Origin of the sequence: Polaribacter sp. Q13, assembly GCF_016858305.2 — a bacterium.
In the GTDB taxonomy this organism is placed as follows: Bacteria; Bacteroidota; Bacteroidia; order Flavobacteriales; family Flavobacteriaceae; genus Polaribacter.
Genome location: NZ_CP074436.1, coordinates 1,610,727 through 1,628,460, shown reverse-complemented (window position 1 = coordinate 1,628,460; position 17,734 = coordinate 1,610,727). Strand labels below are relative to the sequence as shown.

The 17,734-nt window shown below is 30.5% G+C and carries 16 protein-coding genes and 2 tRNA genes; 3 read left to right on the top strand and 15 right to left on the bottom strand.

All coding sequences use genetic code 11. The features are described from left to right. Positions 1 to 7 precede the first annotated feature (7 nt). The 4 genes from JOP69_RS06775 to JOP69_RS06760 all read right to left on the bottom strand — a co-directional run bounded on the left by JOP69_RS06775 (position 8) and on the right by JOP69_RS06760 (position 3,147). On the bottom strand, positions 8 to 1,240 hold the full coding sequence (locus tag JOP69_RS06775; protein ID WP_203394594.1) for an ATP-binding cassette domain-containing protein: 1,233 nt from the start codon (positions 1,238 to 1,240) through the stop codon (positions 8 to 10). A gap of 97 nt (positions 1,241 to 1,337) precedes the next feature. Beyond that, a complete protein-coding gene (locus tag JOP69_RS06770) occupies positions 1,338 to 1,766 on the bottom strand; it encodes a DUF2147 domain-containing protein (RefSeq protein ID WP_203394595.1) in 429 nt (142 codons plus the stop codon). Positions 1,767 to 1,859: 93 nt separating this feature from the next. Next, the gene (locus tag JOP69_RS06765) at positions 1,860 to 2,387 is read right to left on the bottom strand and encodes an HAD family hydrolase (protein WP_203394596.1); all 528 of its coding nucleotides are present in this window, start codon (positions 2,385 to 2,387) and stop codon (positions 1,860 to 1,862) included. A 61-nt stretch (positions 2,388 to 2,448) separates the two neighbouring features. Continuing rightward, positions 2,449 to 3,147 carry a Rossmann-like and DUF2520 domain-containing protein gene (locus JOP69_RS06760; protein WP_203394597.1) on the bottom strand — a complete coding sequence of 233 codons (699 nt, stop codon included), beginning with the start codon at positions 3,145 to 3,147 and terminating at the stop codon, positions 2,449 to 2,451. A gap of 72 nt (positions 3,148 to 3,219) precedes the next feature. Between JOP69_RS06760 and JOP69_RS06755 the strand changes: the two genes are divergently transcribed. After that, positions 3,220 to 4,377 carry a PLP-dependent aspartate aminotransferase family protein gene (locus JOP69_RS06755; protein WP_203394598.1) on the top strand — a complete coding sequence of 386 codons (1,158 nt, stop codon included), beginning with the start codon at positions 3,220 to 3,222 and terminating at the stop codon, positions 4,375 to 4,377. A 36-nt stretch (positions 4,378 to 4,413) separates the two neighbouring features. On the opposite strand, the gene pckA is transcribed toward JOP69_RS06755, so the two are convergent. Beyond that, the gene (gene pckA / locus JOP69_RS06750; RefSeq protein ID WP_203394599.1) at positions 4,414 to 6,024 is read right to left on the bottom strand and encodes a phosphoenolpyruvate carboxykinase (ATP); all 1,611 of its coding nucleotides are present in this window, start codon (positions 6,022 to 6,024) and stop codon (positions 4,414 to 4,416) included. Positions 6,025 to 6,408: 384 nt separating this feature from the next. Here pckA and bshB1 point away from each other — a divergent pair, with 384 nt between their 5' ends. Then, positions 6,409 to 7,125, top strand: coding sequence for a bacillithiol biosynthesis deacetylase BshB1 (gene bshB1, locus JOP69_RS06745; RefSeq protein WP_203394600.1), 717 nt, complete (start codon positions 6,409 to 6,411; stop codon positions 7,123 to 7,125). 54 nt (positions 7,126 to 7,179) lie between these two features. Then, positions 7,180 to 7,255: transfer RNA gene (locus JOP69_RS06740), tRNA-His, on the top strand. Positions 7,256 to 7,918: 663 nt separating this feature from the next. On the opposite strand, the gene JOP69_RS06735 is transcribed toward JOP69_RS06740, so the two are convergent. From JOP69_RS06735 to JOP69_RS06690, 10 genes are all read right to left on the bottom strand, one after another. After that, positions 7,919 to 7,991 (bottom strand) — tRNA-Gly (locus tag JOP69_RS06735). 66 nt (positions 7,992 to 8,057) lie between these two features. After that, complete coding sequence (locus JOP69_RS06730) at positions 8,058 to 8,504, bottom strand: GNAT family N-acetyltransferase (protein WP_203394601.1); 447 nt, start codon at positions 8,502 to 8,504, stop codon at positions 8,058 to 8,060. 200 nt (positions 8,505 to 8,704) lie between these two features. Next, on the bottom strand, positions 8,705 to 9,346 hold the full coding sequence (locus JOP69_RS06725; protein ID WP_203394602.1) for an alpha/beta hydrolase: 642 nt from the start codon (positions 9,344 to 9,346) through the stop codon (positions 8,705 to 8,707). Positions 9,347 to 9,369: 23 nt separating this feature from the next. Next, positions 9,370 to 9,693 carry a hypothetical protein gene (locus JOP69_RS06720; RefSeq protein ID WP_203394603.1) on the bottom strand — a complete coding sequence of 108 codons (324 nt, stop codon included), beginning with the start codon at positions 9,691 to 9,693 and terminating at the stop codon, positions 9,370 to 9,372. A gap of 2 nt (positions 9,694 to 9,695) precedes the next feature. Continuing rightward, positions 9,696 to 10,952 (bottom strand): dihydroorotase family protein, encoded by a 1,257-nt coding sequence (locus tag JOP69_RS06715; protein WP_203394604.1) that lies wholly within the window; start codon positions 10,950 to 10,952, stop codon positions 9,696 to 9,698. Further along, positions 10,949 to 12,898, bottom strand: a complete 1,950-nt coding sequence (locus tag JOP69_RS06710) for a BatA domain-containing protein (RefSeq protein ID WP_203394605.1) — start codon at positions 12,896 to 12,898, stop codon at positions 10,949 to 10,951. The genes JOP69_RS06715 and JOP69_RS06710 overlap by 4 nt, the downstream gene beginning before the upstream one ends. Before the next feature lie 119 nt (positions 12,899 to 13,017). Then, entirely contained in the window at positions 13,018 to 13,782 is a 765-nt protein-coding gene (locus JOP69_RS06705) for a TIGR02757 family protein (RefSeq protein WP_203394606.1), read from the bottom strand. A 2-nt stretch (positions 13,783 to 13,784) separates the two neighbouring features. Beyond that, positions 13,785 to 14,330 carry a CPBP family intramembrane glutamic endopeptidase gene (locus JOP69_RS06700; protein WP_203394607.1) on the bottom strand — a complete coding sequence of 182 codons (546 nt, stop codon included), beginning with the start codon at positions 14,328 to 14,330 and terminating at the stop codon, positions 13,785 to 13,787. 45 nt (positions 14,331 to 14,375) lie between these two features. Further along, positions 14,376 to 15,038, bottom strand: a complete 663-nt coding sequence (locus JOP69_RS06695) for an ABC transporter ATP-binding protein (protein WP_203394608.1) — start codon at positions 15,036 to 15,038, stop codon at positions 14,376 to 14,378. A 179-nt stretch (positions 15,039 to 15,217) separates the two neighbouring features. Continuing rightward, a complete protein-coding gene (locus tag JOP69_RS06690; protein ID WP_203394609.1) occupies positions 15,218 to 17,641 on the bottom strand; it encodes a DUF5916 domain-containing protein in 2,424 nt (807 codons plus the stop codon). Positions 17,642 to 17,734 lie beyond the last annotated feature (93 nt).

The window sequence follows — 17,734 nt, the reverse complement described above, 5'->3', positions numbered from 1 at the left end:
CTTATTTTTAGTGCTTGATGTTTCCAAGTGAACCTTTTTCTGTAGGTGTTAGTTCATAAATAAAATTAGGATTTAAGTTTTCTACTTCTCTGTGAGAAACAAAAAGGATAGTGGTGTCGCTTTCTTTTACAATTTTATTAATTAAAGCAACCACAATTGCAGTTCCTTGGTTGTCTAAATTAATGAGGGGTTCATCTAAAATTAATAATGGCGGATGCTTTATCATAGCTCTTGCTATTAAAACCAACCTTTGAGTTGCGGCAGTTAGGTCTTGAAAAGAAGTGTTACTTTTGCTTTTTAAATTTAATAATTCAAGCCAATCATCTGCTGTTTTAATTTGAAGGGTAGTTGGAGTTTGGTATAAGCCTACGCTATCATAAAAACCTGAAACCACCATTTGTGCAACCGTAATTCTTCGTTTAAATAATTCTAAAATAGCAGGACTAAAATACCCTATTTTCTCTTTTATTTCCCAAACACTTTCTCCAGATCCTTTTTTCTTACCAAACAAATAGACTTCTTGTCTAAAAGCTTTTACATTATTCCCGTAAATCATGGATAAAATAGTAGTTTTTCCAGAACCATTAGGACCAATTAAATGCCAAAATTCATTTTTATTGATCGTCCAATTAATGTTGTTTAAAATACATCTATCATCATATTCAACATTTACATTTTGTAAGGTTATAAGTTGGTTTGGTATATTTTTGTAGAATGTAATCGGTTTAGGAACTTCGCCTTTAAAATTAAAGTTAGTTTCTTTAAAAGTATATTTTTCTATAGGAACATTCTCAATAATCTCATCATTTTCAATTTCTAAAACATGTGTTATTATTGGCAAAATTTCTTCTTTTCTATTAAAAAGCTGAATTAAAATAATTTCTGAGGATAACGCAATAAGATCTTCTTTTAAATTAGAAACAGAAGCTATATCTAAGCTTTCAAACGGACTGTCTAAAATTAAAAAATCTGGTTTTTGTTGCAGTAAATAGTTGAGCAAAGCCTTTTTTTGCTCTCCACTAGACAAGGTTCTAATACTTCTATTTTCTTTGCTTGTTAAGGTTTGTGTGTTGTGTTTTGCTTCTTCGTCTATAAATCTATCTAAAATAGAATTTGAAAATAAAAGTCCTTTTTTGTTTTTTAAATTAGGGAAACTATGTATTCCTTTTAAAATGTTTTCTACCAAAGAACTTTTAGAAGAAAGACTTTTATTTTCAATTGTAAAATGGATATTCTCCATAGTGATTTCTTATTTTTTTACTAAAGTAACATGTATATAACTAAGTACTTTTAGTTTGTGCTTTTACTAAATGCAATATTTATATTAGATTGAAAAACTATTCAACTGCACGATACCAGTTTTGTGTGCGAAATAAAAAGGCAATATAACCTCGTACGTTCAACTTGTTAGCGTTGTCTTCATCTAACCAAATTTTACAGCCATATTCTTTTCCTTTTTGAGGGTCTAAAATTGTACCTCCTTTATATTCATCACCTTTCTTTTTCATGCCTTCAATAATTATCATACCTAAGATAAGCTTATCTTTCTTATCTCCCTCACATTTATCACAAACAGCATCTTGACGATCTTTATTAAGTACTTTAACAACTTTACCGTAAACTTTACCGTTTTCTTCATATAGGTTCACTATCGATTTAGTTTCGCCAGTTTCATCATCTACTGTTTTCCAATTTCCTAAAATTGATTGTGCATTTACTGTTACTGCAAGTATTAAAAGTGCGAATGTAAAAAGTGATTTTTTCATGTTTTTTTTTTGATTTATAAAGACATCGATAAGAGAGGTCTTAATTATTTAATTGGTTTTTAAAATATAATTTCAAATGAAGTGAATAAACATTTAATCATATTTAGCACTAAAGTTATTTTTCCATTTTCCTTGAACACGTAATATTTGTTCAATTACATCTCTTACGCAGCCTTCGCCACCTTTTTTATAAGAAATATATTTAGAGACACCTTGTATTTCTGGTGCTGCATCATTTGGGCAACAAGGCATTCCTACTAATTTCATTACAGGGTAATCTGGAATGTCATCTCCCATATACAACACATTTTCGGGCTTTAAATTGTATTTCTCTACCAATTCGTTGTATTGTTTAATTTTATCATGAGCGCCTAAATAGATGTCTTTTATTCCTAAGTTAGCCAAACGTGTTCTTACTCCTTCGTTTTTTCCTCCAGAAATAATACAAACATTTAAACCTTTATCAACGGCAGTTTTTAAAGCGTATCCATCTTTAATATTCATGTGTCTTACTAATTCTCCGTCAGGCATAATCGTAACCATTCCGTTGGTAAGTACACCATCTACATCAAAAATTAAGGTATTTATTTGTGGTAATAATTGTTTGTAACTAATTTCCATATTTATATTTTCTAAAACTTCTACACGTTGTTAGAAGTGGTATTGTTTGTTTAAAATAAATTTAATCAACCGAATTTTGAATTGATTTAGTTAAAAGTTGATAGATTTCTTGTTGATTTGTATCCAGCAAATCTAAATGATTTTTTATTGTTTTTTTATCTTTTCTTACCGCAGGTCCTGTTTGTGCTTTTTCTGGGGATAAAGATGCTATTTTAGAAGCAGTTTCTTTAATTAAAGGTAATAAAACTTCAAAAGGTACTTTATGTTCTATACAAATATCGTTCCCAATTTTATAAAGGTGGTTGGTAAAGTTGTTTACAAAGACGGCTGCAACATGCAATGCTTTTCTTTGTTCAGAATTTATAGTATAAATTTTTTGCCCTATTGCTTTTGCAACTTCACTAAGTAATTGTTGGTCTTTTTTAGTGGTAGCTTCTAAGCAAAAAGGAACTTCATTAAAATTGACGTCTTTTCCCTTTGAAAAAGTTTGTAACATGTAAAAAACTCCTTTGTTGTTTTTGTTTTTTAACTCGCTAATAGCACATCCACCGGAGGTGTGAACCACAAACTTGTTGTTAATTTTAGAAGAAACTTCAGCAATTGCATCATCTGAAACAGCAATAATTGTAAGATCTGCACTTGGAATTTTTTCTAAATTTCTAGAACTAATTTGTGTAATTGCAATACTATCAGCTTTTGAAAAAGCAGTATATAAATGCGTGGCAACATTTCCATTTCCAACAAGTAGTATTGATATCATAAAACGAAGATATTAATTTTTTTAGTGGATTGTACTAGGATTTATTAAATTAGCAAGCATAAAACGAAAGAAATGAAAGAATCGAAGAAATTTGGAATAAATACTACCTGCGTTCATGTTGGCGAAGTTAAAGACGAACAATATAAAGGAGCGGTTTCTCCTATTTATCCTTCAACTTCTTATGCTTTTGATGGCGTTGATGTGAAACGATATCCGCGTTATTTTAATACACCGAATCAAGAAATGTTGCACAAGAAGATTGCAGCTTTAGAGAAAACGGAAGATGCTTTAATTTTTGGTTCTGGCATGGCAGCTATTTCTGCCGCGTTATTTGCTTTTTTACAAAAAGGAGATCATGTAGTTGTGCAGCAAGTAATTTATGGCGGAACCTATAATTTTATTGTATCAGAATTTGATAAATATGGAATAGAATATTCATTTACAGAATCTGATAAAGTAGCAGATTTTAAACCTTTAATCAAAGAAAATACGAAGGTTTTATATATAGAAACACCTTCTAATCCGTTATTAGGTATTACGGATATGAAAGCAATTGCTACATTAGCTAAAGAAAACGGAATTTTAACCATGATAGACAATACGTTTGCATCGCCTATTAATCAGAATCCTATAGATTTCGGAATTGATATTATGTTGCATTCTGCCACTAAATATATGGGAGGACATTCAGATATTTCTGCAGGTGCCATTGCAGCAACTAAAGAACATATTGAGCAAATTTGGAAAACAGCGATTAATTTTGGAGGAAATTTGAGCGATCAAACCGTTTGGTTGTTAGAAAGAAGTTTAAAAACTTTGAATTTACGTGTAAAAGAACAAACTAAAAATGCGCAAAAAATGGCAGAATTTTTAGAAAGTAATTTAGATATTGATACCGTGTATTATCCTGGGTTAAAAAGTCATCCGCAGTATGCGTTGGCTAAGAAACAAATGAAAGGTTTTGGTGCAATGCTATCTTTTGAGTTATCAAAAGGAATTGATGCTATGAAATTTCAGAATCATTTACAATTGATAAAACCGGCTATGAGTTTAGCAGGTTTAGAAAGTACAACTGTTAGTCCAGCACAAACCACACACGCTTTATTAAGTGAGGAAGAACGATTGGCAAGAGGAATTAAGGATGGATTAATTCGTTTTTCTGTAGGTATTGAAGAATCAGAAGACTTAATTGAAGATATATTACAAGCAATAAAAAAAGCAAAGAGTTAAACTCTTTGCTTTTTAAAATGAAAATTTGTTAGAATTTTACATGTGATCTAATTGGTGGTGTTCGTCAATTAACGGTCCACCTTCAATGATTTGTTCTGATGCTTCATTCGCAAATTTCTCGAAGTTTAAGTGGAAGAAATGTGCTAAGTGAATTGCTTTACTAATATAAGCTCCTTTGTTTATCCAAGTATTCATTGGGTTTAACATTTCTGTAGGAACATTAGGACAATATTTTGGCATAAATAATCCGAAAATAGGGTGTTGTTCAAATTCGATATTATCTAAACTTCCTTTTAAGATTTCTCCAATCATTGCTCTTGTGTATTTTAATTTAATACGAGAACCAGTTCCGTAAGGACCTCCAGACCAACCTGTGTTAATCAACCAAACGTTTACACCTGCTTCAGTCATTTTTTTACTTAACATTTCAGCATATTTTGTTGGGTGTAATGGCATAAAAGGTTCACCAAAACAAGCAGAGAAAGATGGTACAGGCTCTGTAATTCCTGCTTCTGTTCCTGCTACTTTTGCAGTATATCCAGAGATAAAGTGGTATGCAGCTTGTCCAGGAGTTAATTTAGAAACCGGAGGCAATACACCAAAAGCATCAGCAGTTAAAAAGAAAATGTTTTTAGGGTTGTTTGCGTATGATGGTACTGCAATATTATCGATGTTATAAATTGGGTAACTTACACGTGTGTTTTGTGTAATAGAACCATCCATATAATCTACTTCTCCATCTTCTTTAAATACTACATTTTCTAATAAAGCACCTGGCTTAATAGCTCTAAAAATATCTGGTTCTTTTTCTTCTGATAAGTCAATTACTTTAGCATAACATCCACCTTCAAAGTTAAAAATGTTGTTGTCTTTAGTCCAACCATGTTCATCATCACCAATTAATTTTCTTGTAGGATCTGCAGATAAAGTTGTTTTTCCTGTTCCAGATAATCCGAAGAAAATTGCTGTATCTCCATCTTCACCAACATTTGCAGAACAGTGCATTGGTAAAACATCTTTTTCTACTGGTAAAATTAAATTTAATGCAGAAAATATACCTTTTTTAATTTCTCCTGTATAACCAGAACCACCAATTAAAGCAATTTTATCTGTAAAGTTAATGATAGAGAAATTTCCTTGACGGATTCCGTATGCTTTTGGGTCATCACAAATATAACCAGGAGCACATAATACTAACCAGTCTTCATCAAAATTAGCTAATTCTTCTTCAGTAGGTCTTAAGAACATATTAAATACAAAAGAAATAGACCATGGGTATTCTGCTACGGTTCTAATATTTGTTCTGTAAGTTGGGTCTGCACATACATAACCATCTTTAGCGTATATTTCTTTATTAGATAAATAATCTGTAACGTTCTTTTTTAATTTATCGAAATTTTCTTGAGAAACAGGTTTATTGGTTTTTCCCCACCAAACTTTGTCTGCTGTATAATCATCTTTAACTATAAATCTATCTTGAGGAGATCTACCAGTAAATTTACCAGTGTTTACAGCTAAAGTTCCATTTTTGGTTTCTCTACCCATACCTTTTTCAATAGTAATTTTTTGAAGTTCTTCAGTAGGTAAGTTCCAATTTACTGTTACGTTTTTTAATCCGTAGGTTTCCATGTTTCTGTTGGTTTCCATAATTTAATTATATAGTTATTAATTAATGATTATTATAATGGTCAAATATTTGACGTTTATATTATTGTTTTTTGATATTGTAAAATTACTCACATTATACAGGTTGATATATGACATATATCATACCCGTAACGAACAGTAAAATTTTATGATAATCCCAACAAAAAGAAGTCAATTTTATATAAAATTAAATACGAAAACGTAATAGAAATAATTTCTTATTATGTTTCTTTAAAAAATGATTATTTTTGATGATTCAATTTATGGTTTTATTAAAGAATAATTAGTAAAACGACGAATTTGTTGTCTTTTTTTAGGGCAATAGAATGGTTTTTATGATAAAAACTGATAAAAAAATAACATATATTAAATGCGTACATTATAATGAAACTAGATATTTTGGCTTTTGGAGCCCATCCAGATGATGTAGAATTAGGTTGTGGAGGCACAATTGCAAAGGAAATTTCCTTAGGAAAAAAGGTAGGTATTGTAGATTTAACGAGAGGCGAATTAGGTACTCGAGGTTCTGCTGATTTACGCGATATTGAAGCAGCGAATTCAGCTCAAATTTTAGGGGTTTCTGTAAGAGAAAATCTTCGATTTGCAGATGGCTTTTTTGTGAATGATAAAAAGCATCAATTAGAGGTCATAAAAATGATACGTAAGTATCAGCCAGAAATTGTGTTATGTAATGCTGTAGACGATCGGCATATTGATCATCCTAAAGGAAGTAGTCTTGTGTCTGATGCATGTTTTTTAAGTGGGTTATTAAAAATAGAGACAGAAGTAGAAGGGGAGTTACAAGAAAAGTGGAGACCAAAGTTGGTCTATCATTATATACAATGGAAAAATATAGTGCCAGACTTTGTAATTGATGTTACAGGATTTATGGATCTTAAAAAGAAATCGGTGTTAGCATACGCTTCCCAATTCTATGATCCTGCTAGTAATGAGCCAGAAACACCTATTACAAGTAAGAATTTTACAGATAGTGTAGATTATAGAGCAAAAGATTTAGGAAGATTGATTGGTGTAGCATCTGCAGAAGGCTTTACCACAGAGCGTTACGTGGCTGTAGAAAATTTAAGTAAATTAATTTAATATTTTCTTTTTTAGAAGCGGAAAAAAGTTTTATATTTGCACCCGCAATTATATGGTGGTTGTAGCTCAGTTGGTTAGAGTATCGGTTTGTGGTACCGAGTGTCGCGGGTTCGAGTCCCGTCTTCCACCCAAAAAACAAAGCTTCTTAGAGATAAGAAGCTTTTTTTGTTTCCATACTTTTTTAAATTAAGCATATTTTTAACGTGATTTATTTTTTTTGAGAATCGTGTAAATGTGATAAGCATTTAAGATAAATTAAATTGAAGAGCTTTAATAGTATTGTTTGAACCATGTCTTTACGTTATATGATATATTCAATTAATTTAGTCATTAGAAGTACAAACGCTTCTGTGGAATCTTTTAGAACGGAATTTAGAGGGGTTAGGAATATAGAAACTTTCCTTTTTATATTAACAAGTAGTTATGCGTAATTCTATAATATCACAACTTTTGGGTTTAATCTGTCTTTTAATAGGATTTATTCTTTTTGAGGATCGAGGATCGTGCAAGAGTGATGGGAAGGTAAGGTGAGCTTAATTAAGGGGTTTAATAGTCTTGTTAGGTTTATGCTTGTTCTATTATTAGAGTTAGAAGTACAAGTGTTTCTGCGGAATCTTTTAGAGTATAATTTAGAAGAGGTAAGGCCATGTGGTTTTTGCTTTTTTAGACTCTCAAATATTTATGCCTAATTTCTAAATCCCACAACTTTTGGACTTGATCCATGATTTCTTAGTATGGTTTTAAAACTTATGTAAAATAAAAAAGTCGCCTAAATATTTTTAGACGACTTTTGAGCGAAAGACCGGGTTCGAACCGGCGACATTCAGCTTGGAAGGCTGACGCTCTACCAACTGAGCTACTTTCGCATTATTGGTAAGCGGTTGCAAATATAATATGTTTTTTAATATCTGCAACCTTTTTTTGAAAAAAAATTAATAAAACTTTTTATCCTCTCTCAATACCTTTAAAAAATGAAAGCCATAAATATTATAACCTTCATTATAGTAGAATTTATGAGATTTAGGATTACTTGCATAGGTGTTTAATTCAATAGCTTCGCAACCTTTACTTTTAATATGATTGTCTATCCAGTTAAAAAATTGTTTACCAAGCCCTTGTCCTCTTATAGATTCATCAATAATTACATGATCGGGCTCTACAGATTTACCAATATAGTGTCTTGTGGAGTACCAGAGTCCTGATATTCCCACTAATTTTTCATCAATATATATCCCAACACATTCGTAATTTGTATTTTTAGATATTTCTAAAACTCTTTCTTTTAATAATTCTAAAGGAGTTTTTGAGTTTAATTTTGTTAAAAGCGGAATGATTGTCAAAATTTCTTCTGCTTCAATTACTTTTATTAATGTATTCATACCTTATAATTTAAAATAGGTGTACTTTTTTTGTATTACAAATTTAGGAATATAATATATTGTTGTCTATTCTTAAATTTGAGTTGTTTGCGAATAAAAAAATCTCAAACATTTGTTTGAGATTTTTATAATATAAATATCAAGCTTTGTTCTTTGTTTTTACTAGATTCTATATGGGTTTTTTTATGTTCTAAAACAATCTATAACCGTTCTTCAATCCATTTTTTAAAACTATGAAAATTTTGTGGCGCAACTCCATGACCAACTGGGTATTCAGAATAAACATTTTGTAATCCTAGATTATCTAAAAAAGGCTTTGTTTTTCTGGCCCATTCTACAGGTAGAACTTGGTCTACCGAACCATGAGAACAGTAGTAATCTGTTTTAATTTCTTTAGAAATAGATTCGGGTAATAATTCTGTATTAATATAACCACTTAAAGCAATTACATGCTGTACTTTATTTGGGTAGAAAAAACTTAAAGAATAACTTAATATGGAACCTTGACTAAAACCTAACAAAAAAGTTTTATTAGGGTCTGTATTAAATTTTGCTTTTATTTCATCAATAAAAATAGCTATTTTATCTATAGATTCTTTGGCTTGTTCTAAATCAGAAAATTTACCATTTAACTCATCAAAATTAATGGCATACCAAGCATAACTTCCAAAACCTAGGGTATTTGGTGCTTGTGCGCTAATAATTAAAAAATCATCTGGTAATTCTTCTGCAAAAGAAAATAAATCTTGCTCATTACTTCCGTAACCATGCAGTAAAATTAATAAAGGCGGGTTTTTAGTTGCTTTTTTTGGCTGTCTTACCAAGTACTCTAAATCGCTCATTTAAGCTTTGTTTTTTGTTGTGATTAAACGTTTTTAAACCATTCTTGAAATTGATCTCCAATAACAGGAACTGCCTTTTCTTCGCCTTTAATAGCTCCAATAATACCAATTATCCAAAGAACAAAAAGTGCTACTGCAATGATTAGACCTATTGTGCCGTTTATTGCGGTAATTGCGTATTGATTAATTAAACCTAAAAGAGCTAAGCCAATCATTTGTCTAATATGAAAACTAGCAAATGTGTTTTTTTTAGTATTGTTCATAAAATAAGCAACAATAGTTCCAATAAATGTAATGTAACTGATAATTGCGATTGTTTTTCCTTCGTTTACTGTTTGATTTTCCATAATTATTTTAGTATTAATTGATTGTTAGCGTAGATTCCGTAAGCTTTTCCATTTAATTTTTTATCTAAAAAAGCACTATTTTTTGATATTGATAAAATATCCTTTTTTGCAAAAGTGTAATTAAGTTCTGGGTTAAATAAAGTAATTTCTGCTTTAGAATTTTCTTTTATAGAGTGTTCTTTTATTCCAAAAATTGCTTTAGGTTTACTGGTAATATTGGCTATAAAGTCTTCTACCTCTAAAACGGAATTAAGAGCTCCAAAAGCACTTTCTAAGCCAATGGTTCCGTCTTTTGCTTCACTAAACTCTAGTTTTTTGTGTTCTATATCAATTGGGTTGTGATCCGACGTAATAATATCTATAACGCCAGATTTAATTCCTTTTAGTAAGCCTTTAATGTCTGCTTTTGTTCTTAAAGGAGGGTTTACCTTGTAGTTGCTGTCAAAACCTTGTAATTCATCGTCAGACAAAGTTAAATGATGCACAGAAACACTACAGGTAACTTGCAATCCTTTCTTTTTCGCTTCTTTAATAAGTTCAACAGATTTTGTTGTAGAAATGGTTGGAATATGTAATTTTCCGCCTGTATATTCTAATAAATATAAATCTCTTGCAATTTGTATGTGTTCTGCCAAAGCAGGAATTCCTTTCAATCCTAATTTAGTACTGTTAATGCCTTCGTTTGCAATTCCTTCTCCGGCAATGGAGTTGTTTTTAGGGAAACTGAAAACCAATCCATCAAAATTCTGAGCATACAAAAGTGCAATTTTCATTAAATTATCATTGGCAATTGGTTTGTTGTAATCAGCAAAAGCAATAGCACCAGATTGTTGCATGTCATATAATTCTGCCATGTCAATACCTTTGCTGTTTTGTGTTAGCGCAGCAATAGGGTATAGGTTGGTGGCGAATCCGTTTGCTTTATGTATTAAAAATTCAACGGCAGATTTATTGTCTATTACTGGGTTTGAGTTTGCATTTACTGCAACCGCCGTAAAACCACTTTTCGCGGCAACATTTAATCCGTTTTTAATATTTTCTCTTTCTTCAAAACCAGGTTCTCCAAAAGAAACACTTGTGTCAAACCAACCACAAGAAACGTGTAAATTATCTAGTGCTACCACTTGATAATCGTTTTCTATTTCTATGGAATTTTCAATTTTAATAATAATTCCGTTGGTAATTAAAATGTCTTTTTGATGATGATGATATGGGCTTGAAGAGTCTATAATCGTTGCCGATTTTAAAAGCGTGGTCATGGTTTATAGAATTTTAAAATCAAAATTTCTAAAAGCAAAGATACAATTGCCAACGATAAAAACCATTTCCAAAGCCAATGAACTTCATTTTTTTTGTTGATTTCTTTAAAAACACTAGCAATTGAAGTAGAAACGGTGATTCCTTTATTAATTTTTTTTAGTTCATCTAAATCCATAAAGTTTAATAAACTTTCTTCTTTAGTATAATTGTAACCTAATTTTTGAATGGTATCTGTGTCTTTTAGTACATTGTAAAAACCAGCTTTTAAAGGTTGCTCTTTAGTAGTGATGCTTACTTTGTTTTGAAATTTCTGTTGCAAAGGAATAAAAGAATTTTCTGAATTCGCAATTCTTAAAACTTTGTCTTTTTCGATAGATGTTTCTATGTCAATATTATTTTTAGAAGCAATTCTGTAGAATAATTTAGGGAGTTTAAAACTAAACTTTCCGAAGTTATAAAACACGGGAACAATTAAAGGAGAGTTTATGAAATTACTATTTTTTCTGTCTAAAGAACTTGCAATCCAATAGGTGTTATTTTCTTTGTTTTTAATTTGAGAAATAAAGGAAGTGCCGTTTTCAAATGAAACAATTGTACTTGCCTTTCTAGATAAAATAGGGAAGTAACTTTGTATGGTTGGGTATTGAAAATTAGTTACTTTTTTTGAAAAAACATTTTTAAAAAGAGGGTGTTTATAATTGATATTTGTAATCTTTAAAGTATCTGTTTTTTTAGGTTGAATTTTTCCAATGTTTAAATTTTGAAGCAAAGAATTGTAAGAGTTGATATTCATGTTTTCATTTGGGATGATCACAAGGCTTCCTCCGTTTTTAGAAAATTCTATAATTTTTTTTGATAAAATTTCAGAGATATTTTCTATTTCATTTAGTACAATTAATTGTTGTTTTAAGATGGAGTTGTAGTTGGTGTTTTGGACAGTGGATTGTGTGAAATTAAATTCATTTTCGGTGTAAATTTTAGTAAGAAAATCTGCCTTATTTCCTATGGATAAAACTTTGATTTTTTGATCGTTTTTTAAGGTGAAATAAAACACGTTATCAAAGGCGAAAGTATCGCTAATAGAGAGTTCGATTTTTCCGTTAAATGAAACCTGATTCTGAATTTTAAATTGTATTGTTTTTAAAGCGTCTTTTTTTAAAGAGGAGGAGAGCTTACTAATCAGTTTTGCATTGTTGTAAATTGCAATAGGAATATTTTCTTTTGCTTTTCCTTGGTTTTTTACAAGTACATTTAGCGTAAAGTTTGTAGTATTTATGTTGGTGATAAAAACACTATCTATAGAAATGTTATTTTTAATAGAAGGTTCTAGTTTTATAACAGAAAAAGGGGGTGTTACATTTGTAAACTCGTTTTTGTAAATATTCTGAAAATCAGATATTAGTATTATCTTATTTGAACTTTTGATTTTATCATTTTTTTGTGAGGTAAATTTAAGTAAAATCGTAGAAAGATCTACTTTATTTGGAGTTTCTTTAATTTGTAGCAAGACTTTTTTTAATTCTGCCTTGGTAATATTCTCGTAAAAACCTGAATTTGTCTGTAGCGAATATACGTCTTTTTCTGATACGTTTTCTATAAGTTCTTGTGCAGCAACTTGTAGTAAATTTCCTTTTTCTCCTTTTGTATTTGTGCTTAAAGAATTGTCTAAATAGATAAAATTATGTTGTTTTTGGTTGGATGTTTTATCACTTAAATAAGGTTGAGAGAAAGCTAATATTATCGCTGAAAAAAGAAGCATTCTTGTAGCTAATATGAGCCACTTTTTTATACGAGAACTTTTACGTGTTTGCTGTACTATTTTTTGTAAAAATGCAACGTTTGTAAAAGGAACTTTTACAAATTTTTGTAGTTGAAAAAGATGCACTATAATCGGAATAATTAGTAGTGCTAAAAAGTATAAAACAGCTGGGTTTTTAAATTGCATTTAGTATTTCTATGAGTTTCAAAAATAAGAAAAATTATACGATTTAGTTAAGATTTGTTACACAGAATTTTTCTTAAAGATTGTGCTTCGAAAAGTTGAAACATGAAATTAAAAGGCTTCTAGAATTTTTCAAAAACACCTAAACCGAACAATGCAAAATCATATTTTACCGGATCATTTGGATCTAGTTTTCGCAAGTTTGTATCTAATTCAGAAAGTGCTTTCCAATCGTTTTGTTTTCTTAAAAGTAGTTTTAATTTACGTGCAACATTTCCGGAATGGACATCTAACGGACACGATAAATTTGCTGGTTTGTGTGTGTGCCAAATTCCAAAATCTACACCAGAATTATCGTTTCTAACCATCCATCTTAAGAACATATTTATTCTTTTTGCCGCCGAATTTTTTAATGGATCAGAGATGTGTTTATGCGTTCTTAGTTGATGTGGAACTTCAAAAAACACTTGTTTTAGATGGTGAATTGCATTCTTGTAATCGGTCTGTTTTTTAGCTACCAATAACACATGTTCTAGTCCTTGGTGATGTGTGTAAATGTGTCTTAAAGACGTTATAAATTGTTGTAAATCGATTGCATTAAAAGTTCTGTGTACAAATCCTTCAAGAGATTTTAGATCAGTTTCTTGATGATTCATCACAAAATCAAAAGGAGCGTTATCAAAAAGATCCATCATTTTAATTGCATTTCGGATAATCATCGTTCTATTTCCCCAAGAAATAGTTGCCGTTAAAAAACCTGCAATTTCAATATCTTCTTTTTTTGTGAATAAATGAGGTATCTGAATTGGGTCAGATTCAATAAAATTGGGGTTGTTATATAGAACTACCTTCTCGTCTAAAAATTCTTTTAATTCAGATTTTTTCATACTTATTCAAATAAAAAACTCATTAAAAATAAAAAACCATTATAGCTTCCATGTAATAAAATAGACCATAATAGCCCAAATTTAACTCGAATATAGCCAAAATAACCACCAACGAGTAATTGAGGTAGGATTAAAAGAGGGGAGAGTAATAGTACGTTTGTGGTGATTTTAAAATTGCTAATATGTATAAAACCAAAAATTAGTGTAAAAATATAGAAGGCATATTTAAATGAATTTGGTTTTATAAAAATAGTAATTGGAGCTCTAAATAGTGTTTCTTCTATAATAGGAGCAACTACAGAACTCAATAATAAAACTTGAATAAAAGACATGTCTTTAAACATTTCTTCTATTTTATGAGTTTCAAAATCTACAAGTTGTAGCTCTTGAATTAAACTGAATAAAGGAGTTATTATAATGCTGGTTGCGATACTAATGATAAATAGGTGAAAGAAAATTTTAATACGATACCCATAATCCTTATTCGTATCTGCTCCTGGAACCGGATTTTTTATATAGGTAATTACATTATTAAATGTTTCTTTCATTAGTTAGCTTTATTCATAAGTAGCATAAAACTTATAAATGTTACGTTATTCTATAATTTTACCATCAATCATTGTTAGTTTTCTATCTGCCATATTTGCCAACTCTTCATTATGAGTAATAATTACAAAGGTTTGTCCAAATTCATCACGTAATTTAAAAAAAAGTTCGTGTAAGTTTTTAGCAGATTCGCTATCTAAATTTCCACTAGGTTCATCAGCTAAAATAACGGAAGGGTTGTTAATTAATGCTCTTGCAACAGCAACTCTTTGTTGTTCTCCTCCAGAAAGTTCATTCGGTTTGTGGCTTATTCTGTGTGATAAACCTAAAAATTCAAGTATTTCCTTCGCTCTTGTCTCTGTTTCTTGTTTTGTTTTCTTAGCGATAAACGCAGGAATACAAACATTTTCTAAAGCCGTAAATTCTGGTAACAATTGATGAAATTGAAAAATAAAGCCAATGTGTTTGTTTCTAAAAGCAGAGAGTTCTTTATCTGCCAAGTTTTTAAGTGAAACACTGTTTAGTTTTAATTCGTAGTTTTTTTCTTTTTGAGGTTTGTCTAAAGTGCCTAAAATTTGAAGCAAAGTTGTTTTTCCTGCACCCGAAGGACCAACAATGGCAACGATTTCTCCTTTTTTTATGTGCAAATCTACTCCTTTTAAAACTTCTACATCCCCATAATATTTGTGAATGTTTTTACCAATTATCATACTTAAAAACTTTGTAACGAATGTATAAAAAAGAAATCAGAAAAATATAAATCTTAATTTAAATTGAAGCCAATTAAATTGTTTGTTCTGCAAGGTGTTAAAAAGCTCTTGTAAGTATAGAAAGTGAGTGAAAAAAACCTACAAGGTTAGAAAAACCTTGCAGGAGGTGTAGGAGGTAGCTAAAATATATTTTTCAATTTATTGTAATCAATAAAATAAACAAGTCTTATAGAAAAAGTATGTCTTTGAGATTGATTGAATAAATTATCTATATTTTCCCTGAAATTTAAATTAGAGTTGGTGTCTTCATTAAAAATAGAATTTCTATAAAATGCAATTAATTGACTCCCGGGTGCAAATTGCCAGATATAATTTAAATCTAAATTCCAGCTATTAAAGTTTACATTATCTCCGGTGTATGTTGTGTTTGGGTCTAAATTTCCTTTTGAGTTTAAGTTGTGATATCCATTATAATCTACAGAGCCCCAGTAATGTCTAAAACTTAGAGATAAAGAAGAATTTGTACTAAAACTATATTTACCAGCAATGGTATTGATGTAGCTTTTACGATCTCTCATGCCGAAAATTATAGTTGTTCCCTCTTCATCTACAAAACCTTGGTCGTTATTTGTTTTGTTATACTCTAGTTCATATTGTAAAGAAAATTGATTGGTAAAACGATAACGAGGAGCAACACTAAAACCATAACCTAATTTGGGGTTTTTGCGATAGGCAGTATAATAGGCATCTGCATTTAATTCTAATTTCTTTTGTGAATTGGTAGAAATCCATCCGTTTATATTTCTACTTTCTGGTTGTAAAAAATAAATACCACTTGTGGTACCTTGTCTAGGTTCAAAGAAATCTTTTTCTTTTGAATTGTAATTTAAATTACCTCCAAAAGTAAATCGTTTTCTAGTTTGGGCACTTGCACCAAAACCTGCATTAAAACCTGTGTATACGCCAGAGAAATGTTGAAAATTAGCTTGGTTGTAAAAATTATAATTCACCCAATTGTAATTTTTGGTAGGCTGTAAAGTTTCCCAACCTGCGTTACCATAAATATCTTGTTGATTATTACTAAAAAGGATTCCTAAATCATTCGGATTAAAATCTTTGTTTTCAAAACTATAGCCTAATTCCCAATTCCAATGCCCCGAATTATATCCAAAGCTATTATCAAAAGTATAGCCGGTATTGGGGTTGTTAATATCATCAGAAATGTTACTCATTTTAACAGAGCCGTCGGCATTGTATTTACTGTCTTTGGTTTCTATATGCCAATCTAAAGCGGTTACATTGGCATCTCTAAACTTGCCATCTCTTGTAACATTTGTGTTGATTAAAGTTATGGTAGAGTTCTGATTAAATTGTTGATCTAGCACCAAAATGTTATAGTTGGTAAATGGTGCTATCACTTCTTTTCTTGTATTTCCGGTAGTATTATTTTTAATGGTTGCTGCTGTTTTTTCTGTAATGGCGTTAAAAAAGCCAATACCCAATCCGCCTTTGGTTCTTCCTGAAATTTTAACAGCGTTTAACATCGTTACTTTACCAGGATAATTTGTAATCTCTTCATCGGCAGATAAAGTGCTTTCTACATCAAATTGATCTATAGGAGAACTACCAATTCTTCTAGAATAAAAAAGATTTGCTTTGTTAAATAATTCTGTTCCTTCTGTAAAGAATTGTCTTTGTTCAGAAAACTGTTGCTCAAAAGGACCTAAATTTAGTTCTACATTGTCAAAACCAACCTGACTAAAATCTGGAATTAAAGTAGCATCTAGCGTAAAATTGTCTGTCAAACCATATTTAATATCCATTCCCATGCTCCAATCATACTTTGTGTGTCCTTCAAAAGTATTAGTTGTTGCAGAGGCATAAGGATATAAATTTAATCTTGTAGGTGGTTTAATGTCTCTAAAATTTTCAATTAAACCGTCGTATTGCGTCCACCTTCCAACTGAATTATCAATATGAGTCCAAGTATGTTGTGCGTTTAGTTTTTCTAACCTTCGGTGGAAATTAAATCCCCAAGACTGTACAGGTCTGTTTGCAAAACGAATTGCTCGGTAAGGGATTTTCATTTCTACTGCCCAACCTTTCTCATTAATTTTTGTGGCGCTTTCCCAAACCGCACTCCAGTTAAAATCTTCATTGCCATTAGACACTTTAGCATCTCCTTGATTTCCGGTAACTTGAACAAGAAATTCAAAAGGGTTTTGTCCATCATCATTAGGGTTTATCGTTACCAAGAAGAAGTCTGCAATACTAAAATTATCTCTTGTGGAAAACTCTTGCGGAATTCCTTCTGGGTCAGGATCATTCATTTGTGCCGAAATGTAAATGGCATCATCATCGTAAATAACTTTTACAGTCGTTTGATATTCTTCTGGAACAAGTGTGCCATTGTCAGGTCTTAAAACGACAAAGTCAGTTAAGATTTCAGCATTTTTCCATGCTTCATCATTTAAAATTCCATTAATTTTAGGTGCTTTTTTAACTCTTGTGGTTGTAATTGTTTTTCGATTCTCTTTATTCTGAGCAGATAGCTGAAGTAATGACAGCAATGCAATTACGAGTAAAATGGTTTTTTTAAACATATAATTTTTGGTTGATTATGTGTTAAGATTACAAACTGATTCTATTTTTTAATGAGAAAATCAAAGTGGGTTTTAACTATTTAAAAGACGCTT